Below are 16,373 nucleotides of genomic sequence, written 5' to 3'. Positions count from 1 at the left end.
TTCGTCAATTTCCAACCGAAACCCAGCCTGCTGCAGGCGATCATACTCGGCTGGGCTGACATCTAGCACCACGTAGCCCTGGTCGTAGTTTACTTCCCAGGGTTCGCGCCAGGCGGCCAGGTCGGCAACCATTTGCCGGTCGCTGAAATAAGCGCGTACCACTACCCAATCGGTGGGTACGGCCGTTTCATCGGCGGCCGGCGTGGGTTGGGCGGCCGCGGCAAACCACAAACTGAGGCTGCCAAGCAGCAGCAAGAGGATGAGTGCAATACGTTTCATAGGGGACTTCCTTTTTCTGTGGAATGATTGTCAATGACGACGACAGGTAGTTTACCTCAGGACGGCCGTTAGCAACAGAAGGATCTCTCGGCGGAACTTGGGCGTCACAGCCCGCGAAGGCATTCACTCCTGCAAAAACATGGTTCCCGTCTTCGCGGGAATGACGAGTCCCGCATTTAAATGAATTTTCGTTTCTTAGCAAGACGATAACAAACGGTTAAACGCCTGTTAACTTAAGCCGGGTAAACTAATCTGTAGTTGGAACGAACCCTCCTATCTGAAATTTCTTTCTCTTCTCTTCTTCTCTCCCCTCGAGCAACATCCTTTCCCTTGACGAAAACCGGACACCCCAGTCCGGTTTTTCGTTTTAAGCGGTTTGTTGCTGCCCGGCGCAAATGGGTGTCCGGCGGGTTGATTTTCCGTACAATTGGCCCAATCTTATACCCGACAAGATGACAAGGTAATATCTGACGAGGTGACAAAAATGTCAGATTATGAGCTTTGCGCGTATAGATTACACCAGACAGGTTTTAGAAAGATGGTTGGCAAATGAGGAATCAGGCGATGAACGATTTACCGGTACGCTTGCAGGAAATAGTGGCTGATTTTATGGAGTGTGAGGGGCAGGAAAAGCTGGAACTGCTGCTGGAATTTGCGGAGAAACTGCGTCCACTGCCGTCGTGGTTAAAGGAGCAGGGCGGCAGTCTGGACCAGGTCCATGAGTGTCTGACGCCGGTCTTTGTCTATGCGGAACAGGTGAACGGCCGTTTCCATTTTCACTTCGACATCCCGCCCGAATCGCCAACTGTGCGTGGGTTTGCCGCCCTGTTACAAGACGGGTTGGATGCCACAACGACCGCCGAAGTAACGGCCGTGCCCCATGAGTTTTATCTACGCACCGGCCTGCAAACGGTCCTCAGCGGACAACGGCTCAATGGCATCGCTGCCATCCTGGCCCACATGAAAACCCTGGCGCAGGTTCAGTAAGAAAGTAACCAGTAACCAGTAACCAGTGTTCAGTAACCAGTGTTCAGTGGGGACTACTCCTGGCAGACTTTTACTGAACACCGAACACTGAACACTGAACACTGAACACTGAACTACTGTTCACGCACAGTAACGCTGCCGGCGCCTACGTCAATACTCAGGTCCAGGGCGTTGGCTGCACGGCCGTAATCGGCTGTCTGCCATACGCCATTGCCATCGGGACGGCCGTCCAACTGGTTGAAACGGCTGCTGTTAATCGTGAAGCTTCCTGCGCCGTCGTTTACCGTGATCTGCGCTTCGCGGTTAGCCGGCAAGAAAATGGTCAGGCTGCCGGCGCCGCCATCAATTGTGATCTGTTGACGGCCGTTTTCCGCCAACGTCATACGGGTTGCTCCCGCGCCAACGTCCACCACACCGTCGTAATCCCCGTCCGGCAAAAATAGTTCCATACTGCCCGCGCCGCCATCCACGTCCACCTGCCGCAAAGACAATTCACGCAGGTCCAGCGTGGCCGACCCTGCCCCAACGTCCAGGCGCAAATCCAATACCACGCCCGGATTCAGGCCGATTTGCCATTTCTCCAGACCACCACTGGCCCAGGAGCTGGGATTCAGCCACCAAAGTCCGCTGTTCTTTTCGCTCAGGTAGATGTTGGCGCGGGAACCGCTTTGGCTGGCGTCGAACGTCAGGTCGCCAACGTAACTGACCTGCCCCTCAATGAGATTAGCGCTGTCTTCCAGCGCCGAGACGGCTGCCCCGGCCATGCCCAGATCCAATTCGACATCGGCCGATTGAATATCGTCGGCGGTGAAGGAGATTTGTCGTGTTTGTATCTCCGCCGGGTTTGTCTGCAAGCCGAGTCCGGCCAGCCGGGGATTGTCCTGGCTAAACAGCAGCACGTAGCCGAAGATGGCAACGGCCGTTACCCCCACCAGTGCGCTAAGAAACCCGCCCAACGGCCGTGGCGCTTGCTGCACAACAATGTTCACGCCGATTAAAACCAGCAGCAGCGGCCAAAGCTGCAGCGCCGCCATCCAGTTCAACGATACGCTGGGCAGCAGACCCAGATTGTTTAGCAAGAACAACTTTCTGACATGAGCTATAGCCTCCTGGATACAGCCTGCATGGATTTTAGGGCAGTCCCACCTCATACGCGCGCATAGGTTACTGCCCCCTTGCGCCGCCCGATTTCCCCCGTTTTGACAACTATCTTAAAGAAAAGTATAATTCGTCGGCTAACCGCTGCGGAATGATCCCCTTGTCATGTTATGTTAAGAAATGATCAGGTTGCACTGTCCGTCGGGCGGTAATTTGCCTGGGGAAGAGAGGCAATCAGCACCCAAATAACGACTTGTTTAAATTTCTAATCCCAAGAGGTTTCCTTACCAATGAAAGAATTTCAAACCAGCCAAATCCGAAACGTTGCCCTGATCGGCCACAATGGCTCGGGCAAGACCACATGTGTGGAACGAATCCTGTTCCACTCTGGGGCCACTAACGCGCATGGGGAAGCGTCAGGCCGGCAAGGCCGCTATGGACTTTGAAGAAGAAGAAATTGCCCGCAATAGTTCGTCTCTTCCGCCCTTAGCGCCCATCAGAGTGAGGGCCAAAAACTCAACCTTGTGGACACCCCCGGTTACATGGACTTTGTCGGCGAAGTGAACAGTGCGCTGGGCGTGTTGATGGCGCGCTGGTGCTGGTAGAGGCTGTCGCGGCATGGAAGTGGGCACCGAAATGGTCAGCCAGGCTGCGCGGGAACAGAACCTGCCTCAGATCATCCTGTTGATCAGCAGATGGACCGGGAAAAGTGCGCCTGGCCCGTGTGATGGAAAGCATCAACGCCAACCTGGAAGGTAATTTTGTGAATCTGCAACTGCCCATCGGCGAAGGGCCGGATTTCAAAGGCATCATCGACCTGGTGAAGATGGAAGCGCGCCTGGGCGAAAAGAGCACTGTCGCGCCTATCCCGGCCGACATGGCCGACGAGGCCGAAGAAGCGCGCATGGCCCTCATCGAAGCCGCCGCCGAAGGCGACGATGCGCTGATGGAAAAATATTTTGAAGAAGAAAACTTGAGCAGCGACGAGATTATCCGTGGCCTGAAAGGGGCGATGATGCAGGGATTGGCCACGCCCATCATCTACAGCGCGCCGGAACCGGGCATTGCTGTTGATCCTGTTGTGAAACTACTGGGCCTGTGCCTTCGCCCGATCAAAGAGCCTTTGCGGCTACCAATGCCGCCGGCGAAGAAGTGGAATTGGAAGTTAGCGATTTGTCGCCGCTGGCGGCGCTTGGTTTTCAAGACGCGGGAAGACCCTTACGGCAAATCCAGCTACATTCGCGTATTTGGCGGCATTCTGGCTTCCGATTCGCGGGTCTGGGCGGCTAATCTGGAATCGGAAGTGCGGGTGGGCACGCTGCAAGCGGTGACGGCAAAGACACTACGGCCGTTTCCCGTTTGCACAGCGGCGACATCGGCGTGGTGGTGAAGTTGGGCGACGCCGCCACCAATGAAACGCTTTGCGACCGCGGTCACGCCCTCAAACTGCCGGCCATCAAACAACCGTCGCCCATCGCCTCCGTGGCCATTCATCCCAAGTCGCAGTCGGACGTGGCCAAACTCAGCCAATCGCTCAATCGCCTGACCGGCGAAGACCTGACTTTGATCTGGCACACGGAACCGGCCACGCACGAGACTATTTTGTCCGGCATGGGCGTTACCCACCTGGACATCGCCGTCAAAAAGGCGCACTCTAAGTTTGGCGTAAACCTGACCACTTCTGTGCCCAAAGTGCCGTATCGGGAAACCATTACCAAGACGAATTCGGCCGAGTATACGCACAAAAAACAGACAGGCGGCGCCGGGCAGTACGGCCGTGTCTTTCTTCGTCTGGAATCGCTGGACGACGATGCCAGTTTTGAATTCGCTTCCGAAATCTTCGGTGGTTCCATCTCCGCCCCCTTTGTGGCGGCGACCGAAAAGGGCTGCCGTCAGGCGTTGGAATCTGGTCCAACCGCCGGCTACCCGGTGGTCGGCGTCAAGGCCATCGTTTACGACGGCAAGGAACACCCGGTAGACTCCAAAGAAATCGCCTTCCAGACGGCCGGGCGCGAATGCTTCAAGAAGGCGATGTTGGGCGCCGGCCCCGTGCTGCTGGAACCCATCTACAAAGTGACGGTCACGGTGCCGGCCGACAACATGGGCGATATCATGGGTGACATGAACACCCGCCGGGCGCGCGTGGTGGGCATTGACCAGGAAGGGACCAAGAGCATCGTGCGCGTGGACGTACCTCTGGCTGAGATGTTGACCTATGCCTCAGACTTGCGCTCGATGACACAGGGGCGTGGGGTGTTTGGCATGGAGTTCTCCAATTACGGCCGTATGCCTTCCCACCTGCAAGAGCAAATTGTGGCCAGGCGAAGAAAGCGCGGGCAGGAGGGGTAATAATTGGGAGTTGATAGTTGGTAGTGGAAAGTGCGCCTTTTGAGGCGCACTTTTTATTTTGCGGCGATGGAGGTTGCCGGTGGGGTTCATACGGTGATCGCGCCATCCTGGTGGTATCACTGCGGTGGTGTCGTATTGGAAGACAATGGCCGGACCGCGGAATTGGGACCGGAGCGTAGCTTGTCCTGATCATACAGGCTGTTGGCTGTGGTTGGCCACCGAACCAAACCATCTTTGCCCCAGTGAGCAGCCGTGGGGTCGGGGTCGCCCGGTGGGGTGGTGGGTAGTTGGGGTGGGCTGATGGCGGCAACGGCCGTTAACCGTATGGTCACAATCTCCACCGCTGCGCCCGCCTGCCGATAGCCATACCGCGCCTCGTGGACCGCATGAAACAATGCCGCCGGGTCGGCCGCTGCCTCCGGCCAGACCACTGTCAGCTCGTGGGACTGCCCCACATAGCGCATATCCAGGCTGCGCTGAAGGGTGACGGCCGTTGGGCCAACGGGGGTTGGCTTGTCGAATCCCTCCGCCATCATCTCTGCCAGCGCCCGTTCCGCCAGAGGCGCAAACTGCGCCGCCAACCATTCGCCAACCCCCACCCCCCAATCCCCAGGCCGGGCCATCACAGTTTGTGAATAATCACGTGTGGGCGCGGCCGCCAACATCCCCAGCGCCGACAGTACCCCCGGCGCGTTGGCAATGAGGACGCGCGGAATCTGGAGATTCTCGGCCAAATCACAGGCGTGAAGTGGTCCCGCGCCGCCAAAAGCCACCAGCGTAAAGCGGCGCGGATCATGCCCGCGCTCTACTGATATGCGGCGAATCGCCCGCTCCATGTTGGCGTTGGCTACCTGAATCACGCCCCAGGCCGCCTCCTCTGGTGAAGCGGCTCCCATCACCTGGGCCAATGCGCGCAGCGCCGCTCGCGCCACCGCTTCATCCAACCGCATCACCCCGCCCAGGAAATGGACCGCGTCCAAACGCCCCAATACCAGATTGGCGTCGGTGACGGTGACGCGCTCGTGCAAATGGTCCCGTACCCCGCTGGTGGCTCGCCCATAACACACCGGTCCTGGCTCGGCCCCGGCGCTTTGTGGCCCCACGTGCAGCGCGCCACCGGCGTCTATGGCCGCCAGGCTGCCCCCGCCAGCTCCCACGGTGTGGATGTCTATGATTGGCAGGCGCAGGGGCATGTCGGCGATTTCACCCTCGGACGTGGTAGGCAGCCGACCGGGGCACAGCGCCACGTCGGTGCTGGTCCCGCCCATGTCGAAGGTGATAATGTGGTTAAAACCGGCCTGATCGCCGACAAAACGCGCCCCAACCACACCGCCGGCCGGGCCGGACAGCGCTGTCCTGGCCGCCTGCTCCCCGGCCGCAGCCGCGCTGATGATGCCGCCGCTGCTTTGCATCACCGACAGATGGCGGGGGGCTAATTTTGCCGCCAGTCGGTTGAGATAGCGCCCCATCAGTGGGGCGACGTAGGCGTTGATGACGGTGGTGGCTGTGCGCTCATATTCACGGTATTCGGGCAATATCTCCGAGGAAAGGGAGACGTGGATGGCGTTGGGCAGGGCGCTGAGGCGTTGTTTGATTTGCTGTTCGTGGTCGGGGTGCAGAAAGGAGAAGAGCAGGCAGACGGCCACTGCCTCGATGTTGTTGGCGGCGATGGTTTCCAACACGGCCGTTACACTCTCTTCGTCCAGCGGCAGCAGCACATCGCCCTGGGCTGTCACCCGTTCGCGGACGCCGAAGCGCCACGCCGCCGGGACCAGCGGCGCTGGCTTTTGCGGGACCAGCGCGTACAGGTCGGGCCGATGCTGCCGCCCAATCGCCAACACATCGCTAAACCCGGCGGTGGTGATGAGCGCCGTTCGCGCGCCGCGCCGTTCCAGTAGGGCGTTGGTGGCGACGGTGCTGCCGTGGATGACGGCCGTTCCCTGGCCCACGCCCAGAGCCACCACCCCGGCCAAAACAGCCGCCGACGGATCGTCTGGTGTGCTGAGCTGCTTGTTGATGCGCCAACGGCCGTTGCCAGCCAGCCATACAAAATCGGTAAACGTCCCGCCTGTGTCAACGCCTAATCGCATAAAACCCCCAGGGAATGTCGGATTTCGGATTTCAAATTTCGGATTGAGTGCGCTGCTCGCTGCCCGCCCACTGCATGTAGGCCAGGGTCCAGGCGACGCTGACGTATACGAACAGCAATGCCTGGGGCGCTGCCAGCAGTACGGCCGCTGCCAGACTGAGCAGATTGGCTGCGGCCGTTGTCGCGCCGCCGGTTGTTTGGCTAAAGCTGAGCAGGGTAGGCACGGCCGCAGCCAGACCCAATGGCAGGCTGACCAGGCTCATGAGCAGGTTGAAGATGTATTGCAGCCCCCACAACATCGCCACCAAAATCAACACCTCGGCCAGATTTTGCCGGATGGTTTGCCAGGTGTGGCGGATGCTTTGCCGCACTGGGCCACCGACAGCGGCCGTATCCCGAAACGCCAGCGCGCGAAAACGTACCGACAGGAAGCTGACCGGGAGCAACAGGCAGGCCAGCAGCGCGGCGCAGCTAAGCCCTAACCCCATCGTGGCGATGAGCGATTGCACCGCCGTTTCTTGCAAGGCGAAAACGGCCGTCGCCGCCACCGTTACCAACCCAACCAGCATGGCTGCCAGAGCCAATACAAACCAGGGCAAAAACACCACGGCGTCTATGGCGATAAACCGGCCTAAAAAGCGGCGGCCAATTGCCAGAGAGCGCCCCACCGAGATGGGACGGCCGTTCACAATGCCCAACGTGACTGCAATGACCGACGCTTCGGCCAGGGTAAAGACAAGCCAATAGCCTATCCCTGCCAGAAACAGCCACAGGACGGCCGTTACCATAAACTGGGCGTTGAACAAAGCGCCGGAAAGCGCCGGCGAAAACAGCCACTGCTCCAGAGCCGGCAAACGCGCCGGATCCAGGCCGGCCAACAGCGGCCACCATTCCCGGCGCGCATAGCCGGTGAACCAGAGGCGCAGCAGCGCGGTAACAACATGCGTCAAACCGGGCAGCAGGCCCAGCCACCACAATGTTTTGTGCCGCCAGGTGATGCGGCCGGCGCGTAAGAGCAGTTCCCCGATGTCCATGTTGTTTGCCGGACGTGAAAAGGGCGCACCAATGTGCGCCCTTTTCACGTCAGAGTCCCGGCGTTTTAAGCGTCGGGACTCTGGAAGCGAACGTTAAAATGCTTTCGCCGCCGGAATATCGGCCGGGCTTTTGCCGGTCAACGCTTTGTAAGCCAGCGTCCACACCGCCGATACCCAGGTCTGGTAAACCGACATTAACGCCGCGCCAAAAATGGACAGGAAGATGGTCCCGCCAATCATCCAGGTGATGCTAAGCGGGCCTAAAGCGCCATCGTTGGCGATGCCACTCACCACAGCCGGGCCAAAACACCAGGGCCACCGGCAGCATAATCATGCTCAGCACCAGGCCCACCATGATGCCGATGACAAAAAGCAAGATAGACAACAAGATGACCGGTCCCAGGTTGGCGCGGAAGACTTGCCAACCATGACGAATGCTGTCGGTAACCCGCAGCTTATTGATAACGGTGGCGCGTACACCAAATTCGGCCACGAAGCTAAGCACAAACCCGACCGGGATCGGGGCGCAAACGAAGAGGCATAAACAGAGCGCCAAAAGACCCAGGCCGCCTGCCATGCCGCCGGTCAGCAGTTCGTCCGGATTCTGGGCAATGGTAGACATGGCAACAGCGCCGCCTGTCGCCACTATGGCCACAATGGTTACCACAAACCCCACCAATATCAACGGCAGATAGGTGATGATGTAAACGCCCAACAGCCGCCACATCGCTTGCCGGCCGGCCGCAAAGGCTTTGCCCAGGGTCAACGTCTCGCCGTCATCCAGGCGGTTCACTGCGTCTACCAGGCCGGCGCGAGCGGCGATGCTGACCAGCCACAGAATAATGCCAATAATGCCAAAGATACAAACCAGCCCTAAAGCCAGTGCGCCCATGCGCATGGCCTGGTCAGGGTTGGCGAAGTCGCCTTCGCCAAAAGAATATCTCGATGAGTTGCCACTGCTGCCAACGCTGGTTAATGCCGCCAAAAAACCAAGTACCCACAGGTATTTATTGTTCCAGGTGATGCGCCAGGCATCGGCAATCACTTGACCGTAATCCATTTTACCCTCCGGTAACTATTGGGGAGAACAGCGAAACTGATCCCCGCTGAGATAAGTTGGGATGGTTTGTTGGTTTGACAGTTTGCTGGTTGGTTAACCAACCAACCCATAAACCTTCCCGATCAACATGCTCCCCAATACGCATGAAGTTGTGCGCCGGTTGCAGGCCTATTCCCATTCGATGGTTCCCGGCGGTTTGGAAGTGATGTCTAGGACCACGCGGTTGACGCCGTTCACCTCGTTGACGATGCGGCGGCTGACGTGGGCCAGAAAATCATATGGCAGACGCGCCCAGTCGGCCGTCATGAAATCTTCGGTGGTGACGGCGCGTAGGGCGATGACCTCCTGGTAGGTACGGCCGTCACCCATCACCCCCACGCTCTTCACCGGCAGCAGCACGGCAAACGACTGCTGCGTATCCTGCCGCAGCATGTTGGCTTGCCGCAGCTCGGCCACAAAAATGTCGTCGGCCAGGCGCAGCCGCTCCAGCCGTTCCCAGGTAATTTCGCCCAGGCAGCGAATCGCCAATCCTGGCCCGGGGAATGGCTGCCGCCAGATGAGACTGTCTGGCAGGCCCAGCGCCGCACCGATTTGCCGCACTTCGTCTTTAAAGAGCAAGCGCAGCGGCTCCACCAACTCAAAGTCCATATCTTCTGGCAGCCCGCCGACATTGTGGTGGGTTTTGATGACGTGGGCGTCTTTTTTGTCTTTGCCGGCGCTTTCAATCACGTCCGGGTAAATGGTTCCCTGGGCCAGAAAATCAATTTGTCCCAGCTTGTTGGCCTCGCGCTCAAAAATGCGCACAAACTTTTCGCCGATGATGCGCCGTTTTTGTTCCGGGTCTGTGACCCCGGTCAGCGCTTCCAGGTATTCTTCGATGGCGTTGACGGCGACCAACATCATGCCCTGCTCGCGTTGGAAGGTTTCCACCACCTGCGCTGCTTCGCCCTGGCGCAGCAGCCCATGATCCACAAAAATGCAGACCAACTGCTCGCCGATGGCTTTGTGGATGAGGGCGGCAGCCACGGCCGAATCTACGCCGCCGCTGAGGCCAAGCACGACACGGCCGTTGCCCACCTGTTCCCGAATCACCGCCACCTGTTCTTCAATAAAATTGGCCGGGGTCCAATCCCCGGCGCAGCCGCAGACGTGGTGGACAAAATTGCTCAGGAGCAATCGTCCCTGGGGGGTGTGGACGACCTCTGGGTGGAACTGCACCGCGTACACATTGCGCGCTGCGTCGAATGCAGCGGCGTAAGGAGAATTGGCGGTGTGGGCGATGGCCTGAAAGCCCGGCGGCAGCGCTTCCACCTTGTCGCCATGGCTCATCCACACCTGCTGGAGGTGTTGGTCGGCGGTGTTTACGTCTGGCGACGCCAGCCAACCGTCAACGTCCAGGCGCCAATCGCGGAACAGCGGGTTGTCTGGCGCGTTGAGTTGCAGCGTGGCTGGGCCATATTCGCGTCTGGCGCTGGCGGCGACACGGCCGTTCAGCCGATGGGCCAACAACTGCATCCCGTAGCAAATGCCCAGTACCGGCCGGCCGCTTTGCAGCACATAATCCGGCAGGGTTGGCGCACCGGAATCATACACACTGTTTGGCCCGCCGCTGAGGATAAAGCCCTTTGGATTCAGCGCCAGAATGGTTTCGGCCGGCGTGGACCAGGAGAAAAGCGCACAGAACACATTGGCCTCGCGCACCCGCCGCGCGATTAGCTGCGAATACTGCGAACCATAATCCAAAACGACAATCGTATCATGTTGTCGGTAGGTCATAGAGTTTGCCCTTCCTATCAATGGTCAATGGTCAATCCCCAATACAATCCGCCCATCATCCATACTGACGATGGTGGCGGCGGCTTCGATGGGTACGTTCCAATGGGCCAGAGCTTTGCGCCCGCCTTCAAACGTCTTTTCGACGACAGCAGCAATGCCCACCAGCGTGGCCCCGCTGCTTTGCACAATGCGCCCCAGCGCATCTATGGTGCGCCCGGTAGCCAGGAAATCATCCACGATGAGAATGCGATCTTCAGCGCGCAAAAATTCTGGCGAGACCATCAGCAGCACTTCGCCCCCTTTGGTGTGGCTGGGAGCCGAATCCACAAAAACCGGCTCCTGCATGGTGATGGGTTTGTGCTTGCGGGCGTAGACAATGGGCAGGTTGCCCAGCGCTTTCCCGGTCATTACCGCCGGGATGATGCCGCTGACTTCGGCCGTCAGGATGCGGGTGGGATGGGTGTGGCGGAAACGGTCGGCGATCTCCTGGCCGATGGTTTCCATCAGTTCGGCGTCTAATTGGTGGTTGAGGAAACTGTCAATTTTCAGAATTCCCCGCCCCAGGTTTTGCCCTTCTTTAAGAATGCGTTCGTGTAAAGCGTTCATAGACAATGGCAGGCTTTTGTAAATCGTGTTCCGTGTTCCGTGTGCCGTGAGTCGGATTTGCTGCTCCCAGGACCTTCGCCGCAAGCGGCCAAGCTGGATAACGGATAGCGGATGACCGAATGCTGGAAGCCCGCTGCCCCCTTTTTTACACCTTATTATGCGCGTTGGCGGACGGGTTAGCAACCTTAGACAATTGGGATAAGTTTCACAAATTTCTTGACGCCCCTTCGGGCGTATTCTATAATCCATTAAAGCGTTCAAAAAAAATTGAAAGTTGTGAACAGGGTACATATTATGGTAAGTAAATTATTACAGCAAGGGCTGATAGCCGTAGAGGACAAGTTAGAAGCTGTTGTCGCCAGCGACATCCAACTGCTGGAAGACGCCAGTTTGCACATTGTCACGTCTGGTGGCAAGCGGGTACGGCCGCGTGTTGTGCTGCTGGCGTATCTGGCAGCCGGTGGGCAAGACATAGAGTCTGTGGTGGCGATGGCTGCGGCCGTGGAGATGGTTCATACGGCGACTCTGGTTCACGATGATATCAATGATCACAGCCTGACTCGTCGGGGCAAAGTGACGGTCCATGCGCGATGGGGGCGGACGTTTGCGCTGTTAACCGGCGATTACCTTTTTGCCAAAGTGTATGAGTTGATGGCTCCATATGGCGCGTGGCCTAACGTGGTGATTGCTCATGCTTGTACCCGGTTGGTAGAAGGAGAGACGCTGCAAGCGGCGGCAGCTAAATCTGGCTCCATGGACCGGGAGACGTATAAGCAGATCATCAGCCTGAAGACGGCCAGCCTGTTCGAAGCGTCAGCGCAGTTGGGCGCCTGGTTGGCTGGCGCTGAGGAAGAGGTCATCGAAGCGCTGGGAACATACGCCTATAATCTGGGGCTGACTTTCCAGATTGTGGATGATATTCTGGACATTGTTGGCGACCCGGAGGCGATGGGAAAACCGGTGGGTCTGGACCTGACGCAAGGGCGTGGCGTGCTGTCTGTGGCGCAAAATGGCGGGCAGCAGGAGAAGGATGGGCTGACGGCCGTTGCTGAACTAGAAGAACCAGACCCCATCCAGGAGATGATGGCCGGGCTGCGCGCCTCTGGGGCAGTGGAAGTTGCCCGGATGCAGGCCGAAGAAACGGCCGCTCGCGCCCACCGGGCGTTGGACAAAGTGCCACCCTCGCCCGCCCGCGATGAGATGGCTGCTTTGATTGACTCGGTGTTAAACCGCGATCATTAAACTGTGGCGCAATGGGAAAGAAACGCCCCGCAGGTATTTTATCGCCAAACCTGACGGGGCTTTTTTATTGTCAGGTTTTCCGATAGAATTGGGCGATCTTTACCTTTAGCTGTGGTAACTGCTTAGACTTTGTGATTAGTCCTGACAAGTTCCCGAAAACGGATGGATCTTGATGGAATTTAATCTTTTGCAGACCCAATATAGCAAAAGGGTGTGTTTCAATGAACTGTGAAAATAGGGCGGAGAACACTGATTACAGGATTTGCCGCTAAGGAACGAAGATTAAATAGCCTACGGAACTTCAGGGCGTCATACCTGCGAAGGCAGGCGCCCACTCCTGCAAAAACATGGATTCCCGCCTGCGCGGGAATGAAGAGTCCCGCACTTGATTGAATTTTCGTTCCTCAGCGTGGTCCAGAAGTAAATCCGTACATCCTGTTAATCCGCTGTCCCTCTGACTGAAATGAAATACACCCATAGCGAAATCATACGTTAGGAGATGAGGATGAATACAACAGAACCTGCGGACAGACTGGCTTTGACGCCAGAGATGCTCTGGGATGTGGAACATTATAAGGAAGAGGGCCTTTATTTTTATTTGGAAGCGACCCAGGAATTATTACCAAACGGCCGTGTCAACGTGATTAACCATGGTGAAATGATCATGCTCGGCGGGTATTCTTACCTGGGCCTGATTGGTCATCCTAAAATTAACGCGGCGGCCAAAGCGGCTGTTGACCACTACGGCACGGGAACCTACGGTGTGCGCCTGCTGTCCGGCTCACTTAAATTGCACAATGAGCTGGAAACCCGCATCGCCGAATTTAAGCAGGCCGACGCCGCCATCACCATGTCCAGCGGCTACGTCACCAACCTGGCCACCATTTCCAGCCTGCTGCGCAAAGGGGACACCGTTATCTGCGATAAGCTGAACCACGCCAGCATTGTGGATGGCTGTCTGCTCTCGATGGCCAAGTTCGTTCGTTTTCGCCACAACGACATGGAACACCTGGAACTGCGCTTACAACAGGCAGAAAAGAACGGCCGTCTCCTGGTGATTGCCGACGCCGTGTTCAGCATGGATGGCGACATCATCAACCTGCCGGAAGTCTCGCGCCTATGCAAAAAGTACGGCGCCTACCTGATGATTGACGAAGCCCATTCGGTGGGCGTGATTGGTGCAACCGGCCATGGCATTGAAGAGCATTTTGGGCTGCCGGCCGACACCATTGACATCAAGATGGGAACCCTCAGCAAAACCATCCCCAGCGCCGGTGGCTACGTGGCCGGCAACCATGATCTGATCAACTTCCTGAAGCACGAAGCGCGGGCCTTTATCTTCTCGGCAGCCGTGCCCCCGGCTTCGGCGGCGGCGGCCAAAACGGCCTTCGATGTCATTGAAGAAGAACCGTGGCGGGTGCAGAAAATTCAGAACAACTACCTGCGCTTTGCCGATAAGCTCAAAGAGGCGGGGTATAACTTGCTTTACACCGAAACGGCGATTGTGCCGGTTGTCTGTGGCGCGACCGAATCGGCGGCAAAACTGGCGCGATATTGCCGCGACAACGGCATTTTTGTGCAGGCGATTGTGGCCCCGGTTGTGCCGGAAGGTCTGGCGCGGCTGCGGGCGTGCATTTCCGCCGCCCACACACTGGAAGACATTGATTACTGCGCCGATGTGATTATCGAAGGTGGTAAGAAGTTGGGGATTATTTAAGGCAGAGCCGAAGGGTTGCAGAAAACCCTTCGGCTCTTTCGCATTTGTCAAGACCGGACAGGTTTGTGCAAACCTGTCCGGTCTGAAAAACCTCAGGCGCGGGTACGGCCGTTTGCCAGCAAAGGAATCTCCGCCACCAGACAACTCTCCCGCCCATCTTGGGTCAAACTGATCTCCACGTGTTCTGTGTCAATAGACAACCGTCTGGCGATGACCTCAATAATGTCATCCTTAATCTGCTCCAGCACGCCCGGCGAAACGTCGCTGCGGTCGTGGATCAGAACCATTTGTAGGCGCTGCTTGGCGACTGCGCCGCTTTTCTCTTTTTGGCCGAATAACCGGTCAATCCAGCTCATGGTTTGTTCTCCTTCATTCCACCGGGAATTTCACCTGGGCGGCGTTAATTGGCTCCTGCCAACCATTCACGCAGACGTTCCATAAAACCAGCTTTGTACGTCAGGTCCAGCAGCGGCACGCTGGCCCCATCCAGCCGCTGCGCCACGTTGCGGAATGCCTGCGCCGCGCTCAGCCCATTGGCGCTGCTCATTGCCAGCGGTGTGCCCTGGTTGCTGGACACCAAAATGGATTCATCTTCGGGGATAACGCCGATCAACTCAATCGCCAGAATGTCCAAAACATCTTCGATGGAGAGCATGTCGCCGCGGGCGATCATGGCCGGCTTCAGGCGGTTGATGATTAGTTTGGCCGGCCCTTTTTCTTCGGCGTCCACCAGGCCAATGATGCGGTCAGCGTCGCGCACGGCCGATACTTCCGGGTTGGTGACGATGAGTACCTGGTCGGCCGGGGCGATGGCGTTGCGAAAGCCGCGCTCGATTCCGGCCGGTGAATCCACGATGATGTAATCCATCTCTTTGCGCAGTTGGTCGCACACCAGAATCATGTCCGATGGGCTGACTGCCATTTTGTCGCGGGTTTGGGCGGCGGGAATGAGGTACAGCTCTGGCTGGCGTTTGTCTTTGATCATCGCCTGACGCAGGCGACAGCGCCCTTCCACCACGTCTACCAGGTCGTAGACGATGCGGTTCTCCAGCCCCATCACTACGTCGAGGTTACGCAGGCCGATGTCGGCGTCCAGGGCGACGACTTTTTTGCCCAACATGGCCAAGGGCGGCGGCGATATTGGCGGTGACGGTGGTTTTGCCCACCCCACCTTTGCCGGAAGTTACAGTGATTACTTTTGCGCTCATAATCTTTTCCTTGTTTTGACACTTGACTGTCAACTGTCAACTCTTATACGGCCAGGGTTCGGCGATGATTTGTCCGTCGCGGATAGAGGCTTTTTCCGGCAGCAGTTTGTCTGGGGCGGCGGCCGGCGGGATGGCGATCTGGTCGGCGATGCGCAGTTGGGTGGGGGTGAGGACGAGGGCACAGATAACGGCCGTGTCATCGCCCAACGCCCCGGCATGGACCAACCCCCGCGCCCGCCCCCACACCACCACATCCCCGGCGGCAATGATTTCCGCGCCCGGATTCACGTCGCCAATGACGACGACATGCCCTTCGTGGTAGATAGAACGGCCGGAGCGCAGGGTTTCTTTGAGGATGAGGCCGTTGGCAGCCGGAGGTTTGGTTTTGTCAGCCTGGGTGAGGGTAGGGTGGGTTAACGGCCGTCCATCTAAATCGGTCTGGCTGCCGGCCACCCGCGTCGCCAGGTTCAGGGCCTGCGCGGCTTCTTTGGTCAGGTCGCTTTCGGCCAATACCGTCCACAACTCCAGGTTGTGGGCGGCGAACAACGCCTGCAAATCGGCCAACTGTTCCCGGCGCAGTGGCAGCGCGCCCACATCCAGCGTCACCTGGCTGCCCTGGAAAAAGCTGTGTTTTTGCGCCAATTCATCGGCCAGCTGCGCGTGCAGATCGGCAAATGGGCCTGGATTCAGGGCGATGAGCAGGCCATCGCGGCCGCCGCGAATGCGGATGAATTGGTCTGTTTGGGTCATCATGTCATCGAACTTGTTGTCTGTTGTGCTGCGGATTAAACCAGTGCGGGATATTACAACAATACCTATTGTTGAAATAATACAACAAAACCGGGTCAATTGCAAGCAGTTCTTTGGGACCAATGGGTAAATGCGGGCAAGTCGGATGATTGTTAAACTTGGGGAACAATGAAGCCTG

16 protein-coding genes and 1 pseudogene are annotated in these 16,373 nt (G+C 57.9%); 6 read left to right on the top strand and 11 right to left on the bottom strand.

Annotated elements, in window-relative coordinates; translation table 11 throughout:
• Positions 1–279 (bottom strand): hypothetical protein (locus IPM39_17820; protein ID MBK8987897.1); only part of this gene is annotated, 279 nt, incomplete at its 3' end.
• A 564-nt stretch (positions 280–843) separates the two neighbouring features.
• Between IPM39_17820 and IPM39_17815 the strand changes: the two genes are divergently transcribed.
• A complete protein-coding gene (locus IPM39_17815) occupies positions 844–1,266 on the top strand; it encodes a SufE family protein (GenBank protein MBK8987896.1) in 423 nt (140 codons plus the stop codon).
• Between the two features lie 113 nt (positions 1,267–1,379).
• On the opposite strand, the gene IPM39_17810 is transcribed toward IPM39_17815, so the two are convergent.
• Positions 1,380–2,345, bottom strand: a complete 966-nt coding sequence (locus IPM39_17810) for a hypothetical protein (protein MBK8987895.1) — start codon at positions 2,343–2,345, stop codon at positions 1,380–1,382.
• 309 nt (positions 2,346–2,654) lie between these two features.
• Between IPM39_17810 and IPM39_17805 the strand changes: the two genes are divergently transcribed.
• The 3 genes from IPM39_17805 (at position 2,655) to IPM39_17795 (ending at position 4,713) form a co-directional block, all read left to right on the top strand.
• Positions 2,655–2,810 (top strand): hypothetical protein, encoded by a 156-nt coding sequence (locus tag IPM39_17805; GenBank protein MBK8987894.1) that lies wholly within the window; start codon positions 2,655–2,657, stop codon positions 2,808–2,810.
• A gap of 263 nt (positions 2,811–3,073) precedes the next feature.
• Entirely contained in the window at positions 3,074–3,754 is a 681-nt protein-coding gene (locus IPM39_17800; GenBank protein ID MBK8987893.1) for a hypothetical protein, read from the top strand.
• A complete protein-coding gene (locus IPM39_17795; protein ID MBK8987892.1) occupies positions 3,724–4,713 on the top strand; it encodes a hypothetical protein in 990 nt (329 codons plus the stop codon). The genes IPM39_17800 and IPM39_17795 overlap by 31 nt, the downstream gene beginning before the upstream one ends.
• A gap of 116 nt (positions 4,714–4,829) precedes the next feature.
• Here IPM39_17795 and IPM39_17790 read toward each other — a convergent pair whose 3' ends face one another.
• From IPM39_17790 to xpt, 6 genes are all read right to left on the bottom strand, one after another.
• The gene (locus tag IPM39_17790) at positions 4,830–6,803 is read right to left on the bottom strand and encodes a hydantoinase/oxoprolinase family protein (protein ID MBK8987891.1); all 1,974 of its coding nucleotides are present in this window, start codon (positions 6,801–6,803) and stop codon (positions 4,830–4,832) included.
• A gap of 31 nt (positions 6,804–6,834) precedes the next feature.
• Positions 6,835–7,836 carry a hypothetical protein gene (locus tag IPM39_17785; protein ID MBK8987890.1) on the bottom strand — a complete coding sequence of 334 codons (1,002 nt, stop codon included), beginning with the start codon at positions 7,834–7,836 and terminating at the stop codon, positions 6,835–6,837.
• A 93-nt stretch (positions 7,837–7,929) separates the two neighbouring features.
• Positions 7,930–8,130: a hypothetical protein gene (locus tag IPM39_17780; protein MBK8987889.1), complete on the bottom strand. Its 201-nt coding sequence runs from the start codon at positions 8,128–8,130 to the stop codon at positions 7,930–7,932.
• Complete coding sequence (locus tag IPM39_17775) at positions 8,087–8,896, bottom strand: hypothetical protein (protein ID MBK8987888.1); 810 nt, start codon at positions 8,894–8,896, stop codon at positions 8,087–8,089. Before IPM39_17775 ends, IPM39_17780 begins: the two co-directional genes overlap by 44 nt.
• Before the next feature lie 168 nt (positions 8,897–9,064).
• The gene (gene guaA, locus IPM39_17770) at positions 9,065–10,672 is read right to left on the bottom strand and encodes a glutamine-hydrolyzing GMP synthase (protein MBK8987887.1); all 1,608 of its coding nucleotides are present in this window, start codon (positions 10,670–10,672) and stop codon (positions 9,065–9,067) included.
• A 24-nt stretch (positions 10,673–10,696) separates the two neighbouring features.
• Complete coding sequence (xpt, locus tag IPM39_17765) at positions 10,697–11,278, bottom strand: xanthine phosphoribosyltransferase (GenBank protein MBK8987886.1); 582 nt, start codon at positions 11,276–11,278, stop codon at positions 10,697–10,699.
• 294 nt (positions 11,279–11,572) lie between these two features.
• On the opposite strand from xpt, the gene IPM39_17760 reads away from it, so the two are divergent.
• Together IPM39_17760 and IPM39_17755 are read left to right on the top strand one after the other, a co-directional pair.
• A complete protein-coding gene (locus tag IPM39_17760) occupies positions 11,573–12,520 on the top strand; it encodes a polyprenyl synthetase family protein (protein ID MBK8987885.1) in 948 nt (315 codons plus the stop codon).
• Positions 12,521–13,025: 505 nt separating this feature from the next.
• Positions 13,026–14,237: an aminotransferase class I/II-fold pyridoxal phosphate-dependent enzyme gene (locus tag IPM39_17755; protein ID MBK8987884.1), complete on the top strand. Its 1,212-nt coding sequence runs from the start codon at positions 13,026–13,028 to the stop codon at positions 14,235–14,237.
• Positions 14,238–14,329: 92 nt separating this feature from the next.
• On the opposite strand, the gene minE is transcribed toward IPM39_17755, so the two are convergent.
• The 3 genes and pseudogenes from minE to minC form a co-directional block, all read right to left on the bottom strand.
• Positions 14,330–14,593 (bottom strand): cell division topological specificity factor MinE, encoded by a 264-nt coding sequence (gene minE, locus IPM39_17750; GenBank protein ID MBK8987883.1) that lies wholly within the window; start codon positions 14,591–14,593, stop codon positions 14,330–14,332.
• A 44-nt stretch (positions 14,594–14,637) separates the two neighbouring features.
• Positions 14,638–15,445: pseudogene (gene minD / locus IPM39_17745) on the bottom strand (septum site-determining protein MinD).
• Positions 15,446–15,481: 36 nt separating this feature from the next.
• Entirely contained in the window at positions 15,482–16,198 is a 717-nt protein-coding gene (gene minC, locus IPM39_17740) for a septum site-determining protein MinC (GenBank protein MBK8987882.1), read from the bottom strand.
• Positions 16,199–16,373: the final 175 nt, after the last annotated feature.

Source organism: Candidatus Leptovillus gracilis, from assembly GCA_016716065.1.
Taxonomy (GTDB): Bacteria; Chloroflexota; Anaerolineae; order Promineifilales; family Promineifilaceae; genus Leptovillus; species Leptovillus gracilis.
The sequence above is the reverse complement of the archived record's forward strand: the minus strand, read 5'-3'. Positions and strand labels throughout refer to the sequence as shown.

Coding starts and splice junctions, on each gene's coding strand:
- xpt (MBK8987886.1), bottom strand. CDS start 11,278: ATGAACGCTTTACACGAACGCATTCTTAAAGAAGGGCAAAACCTGGGG.
- minC (MBK8987882.1), bottom strand. CDS start 16,198: ATGATGACCCAAACAGACCAATTCATCCGCATTCGCGGCGGCCGCGAT.
- IPM39_17755 (MBK8987884.1), top strand. CDS start 13,026: ATGAATACAACAGAACCTGCGGACAGACTGGCTTTGACGCCAGAGATG.
- IPM39_17805 (MBK8987894.1), top strand. CDS start 2,655: ATGAAAGAATTTCAAACCAGCCAAATCCGAAACGTTGCCCTGATCGGC.
- IPM39_17775 (MBK8987888.1), bottom strand. CDS start 8,896: ATGGATTACGGTCAAGTGATTGCCGATGCCTGGCGCATCACCTGGAAC.
- guaA (MBK8987887.1), bottom strand. CDS start 10,672: ATGACCTACCGACAACATGATACGATTGTCGTTTTGGATTATGGTTCG.
- IPM39_17760 (MBK8987885.1), top strand. CDS start 11,573: ATGGTAAGTAAATTATTACAGCAAGGGCTGATAGCCGTAGAGGACAAG.
- IPM39_17785 (MBK8987890.1), bottom strand. CDS start 7,836: ATGGACATCGGGGAACTGCTCTTACGCGCCGGCCGCATCACCTGGCGG.
- IPM39_17790 (MBK8987891.1), bottom strand. CDS start 6,803: ATGCGATTAGGCGTTGACACAGGCGGGACGTTTACCGATTTTGTATGG.
- IPM39_17815 (MBK8987896.1), top strand. CDS start 844: ATGAACGATTTACCGGTACGCTTGCAGGAAATAGTGGCTGATTTTATG.
- minE (MBK8987883.1), bottom strand. CDS start 14,593: ATGAGCTGGATTGACCGGTTATTCGGCCAAAAAGAGAAAAGCGGCGCA.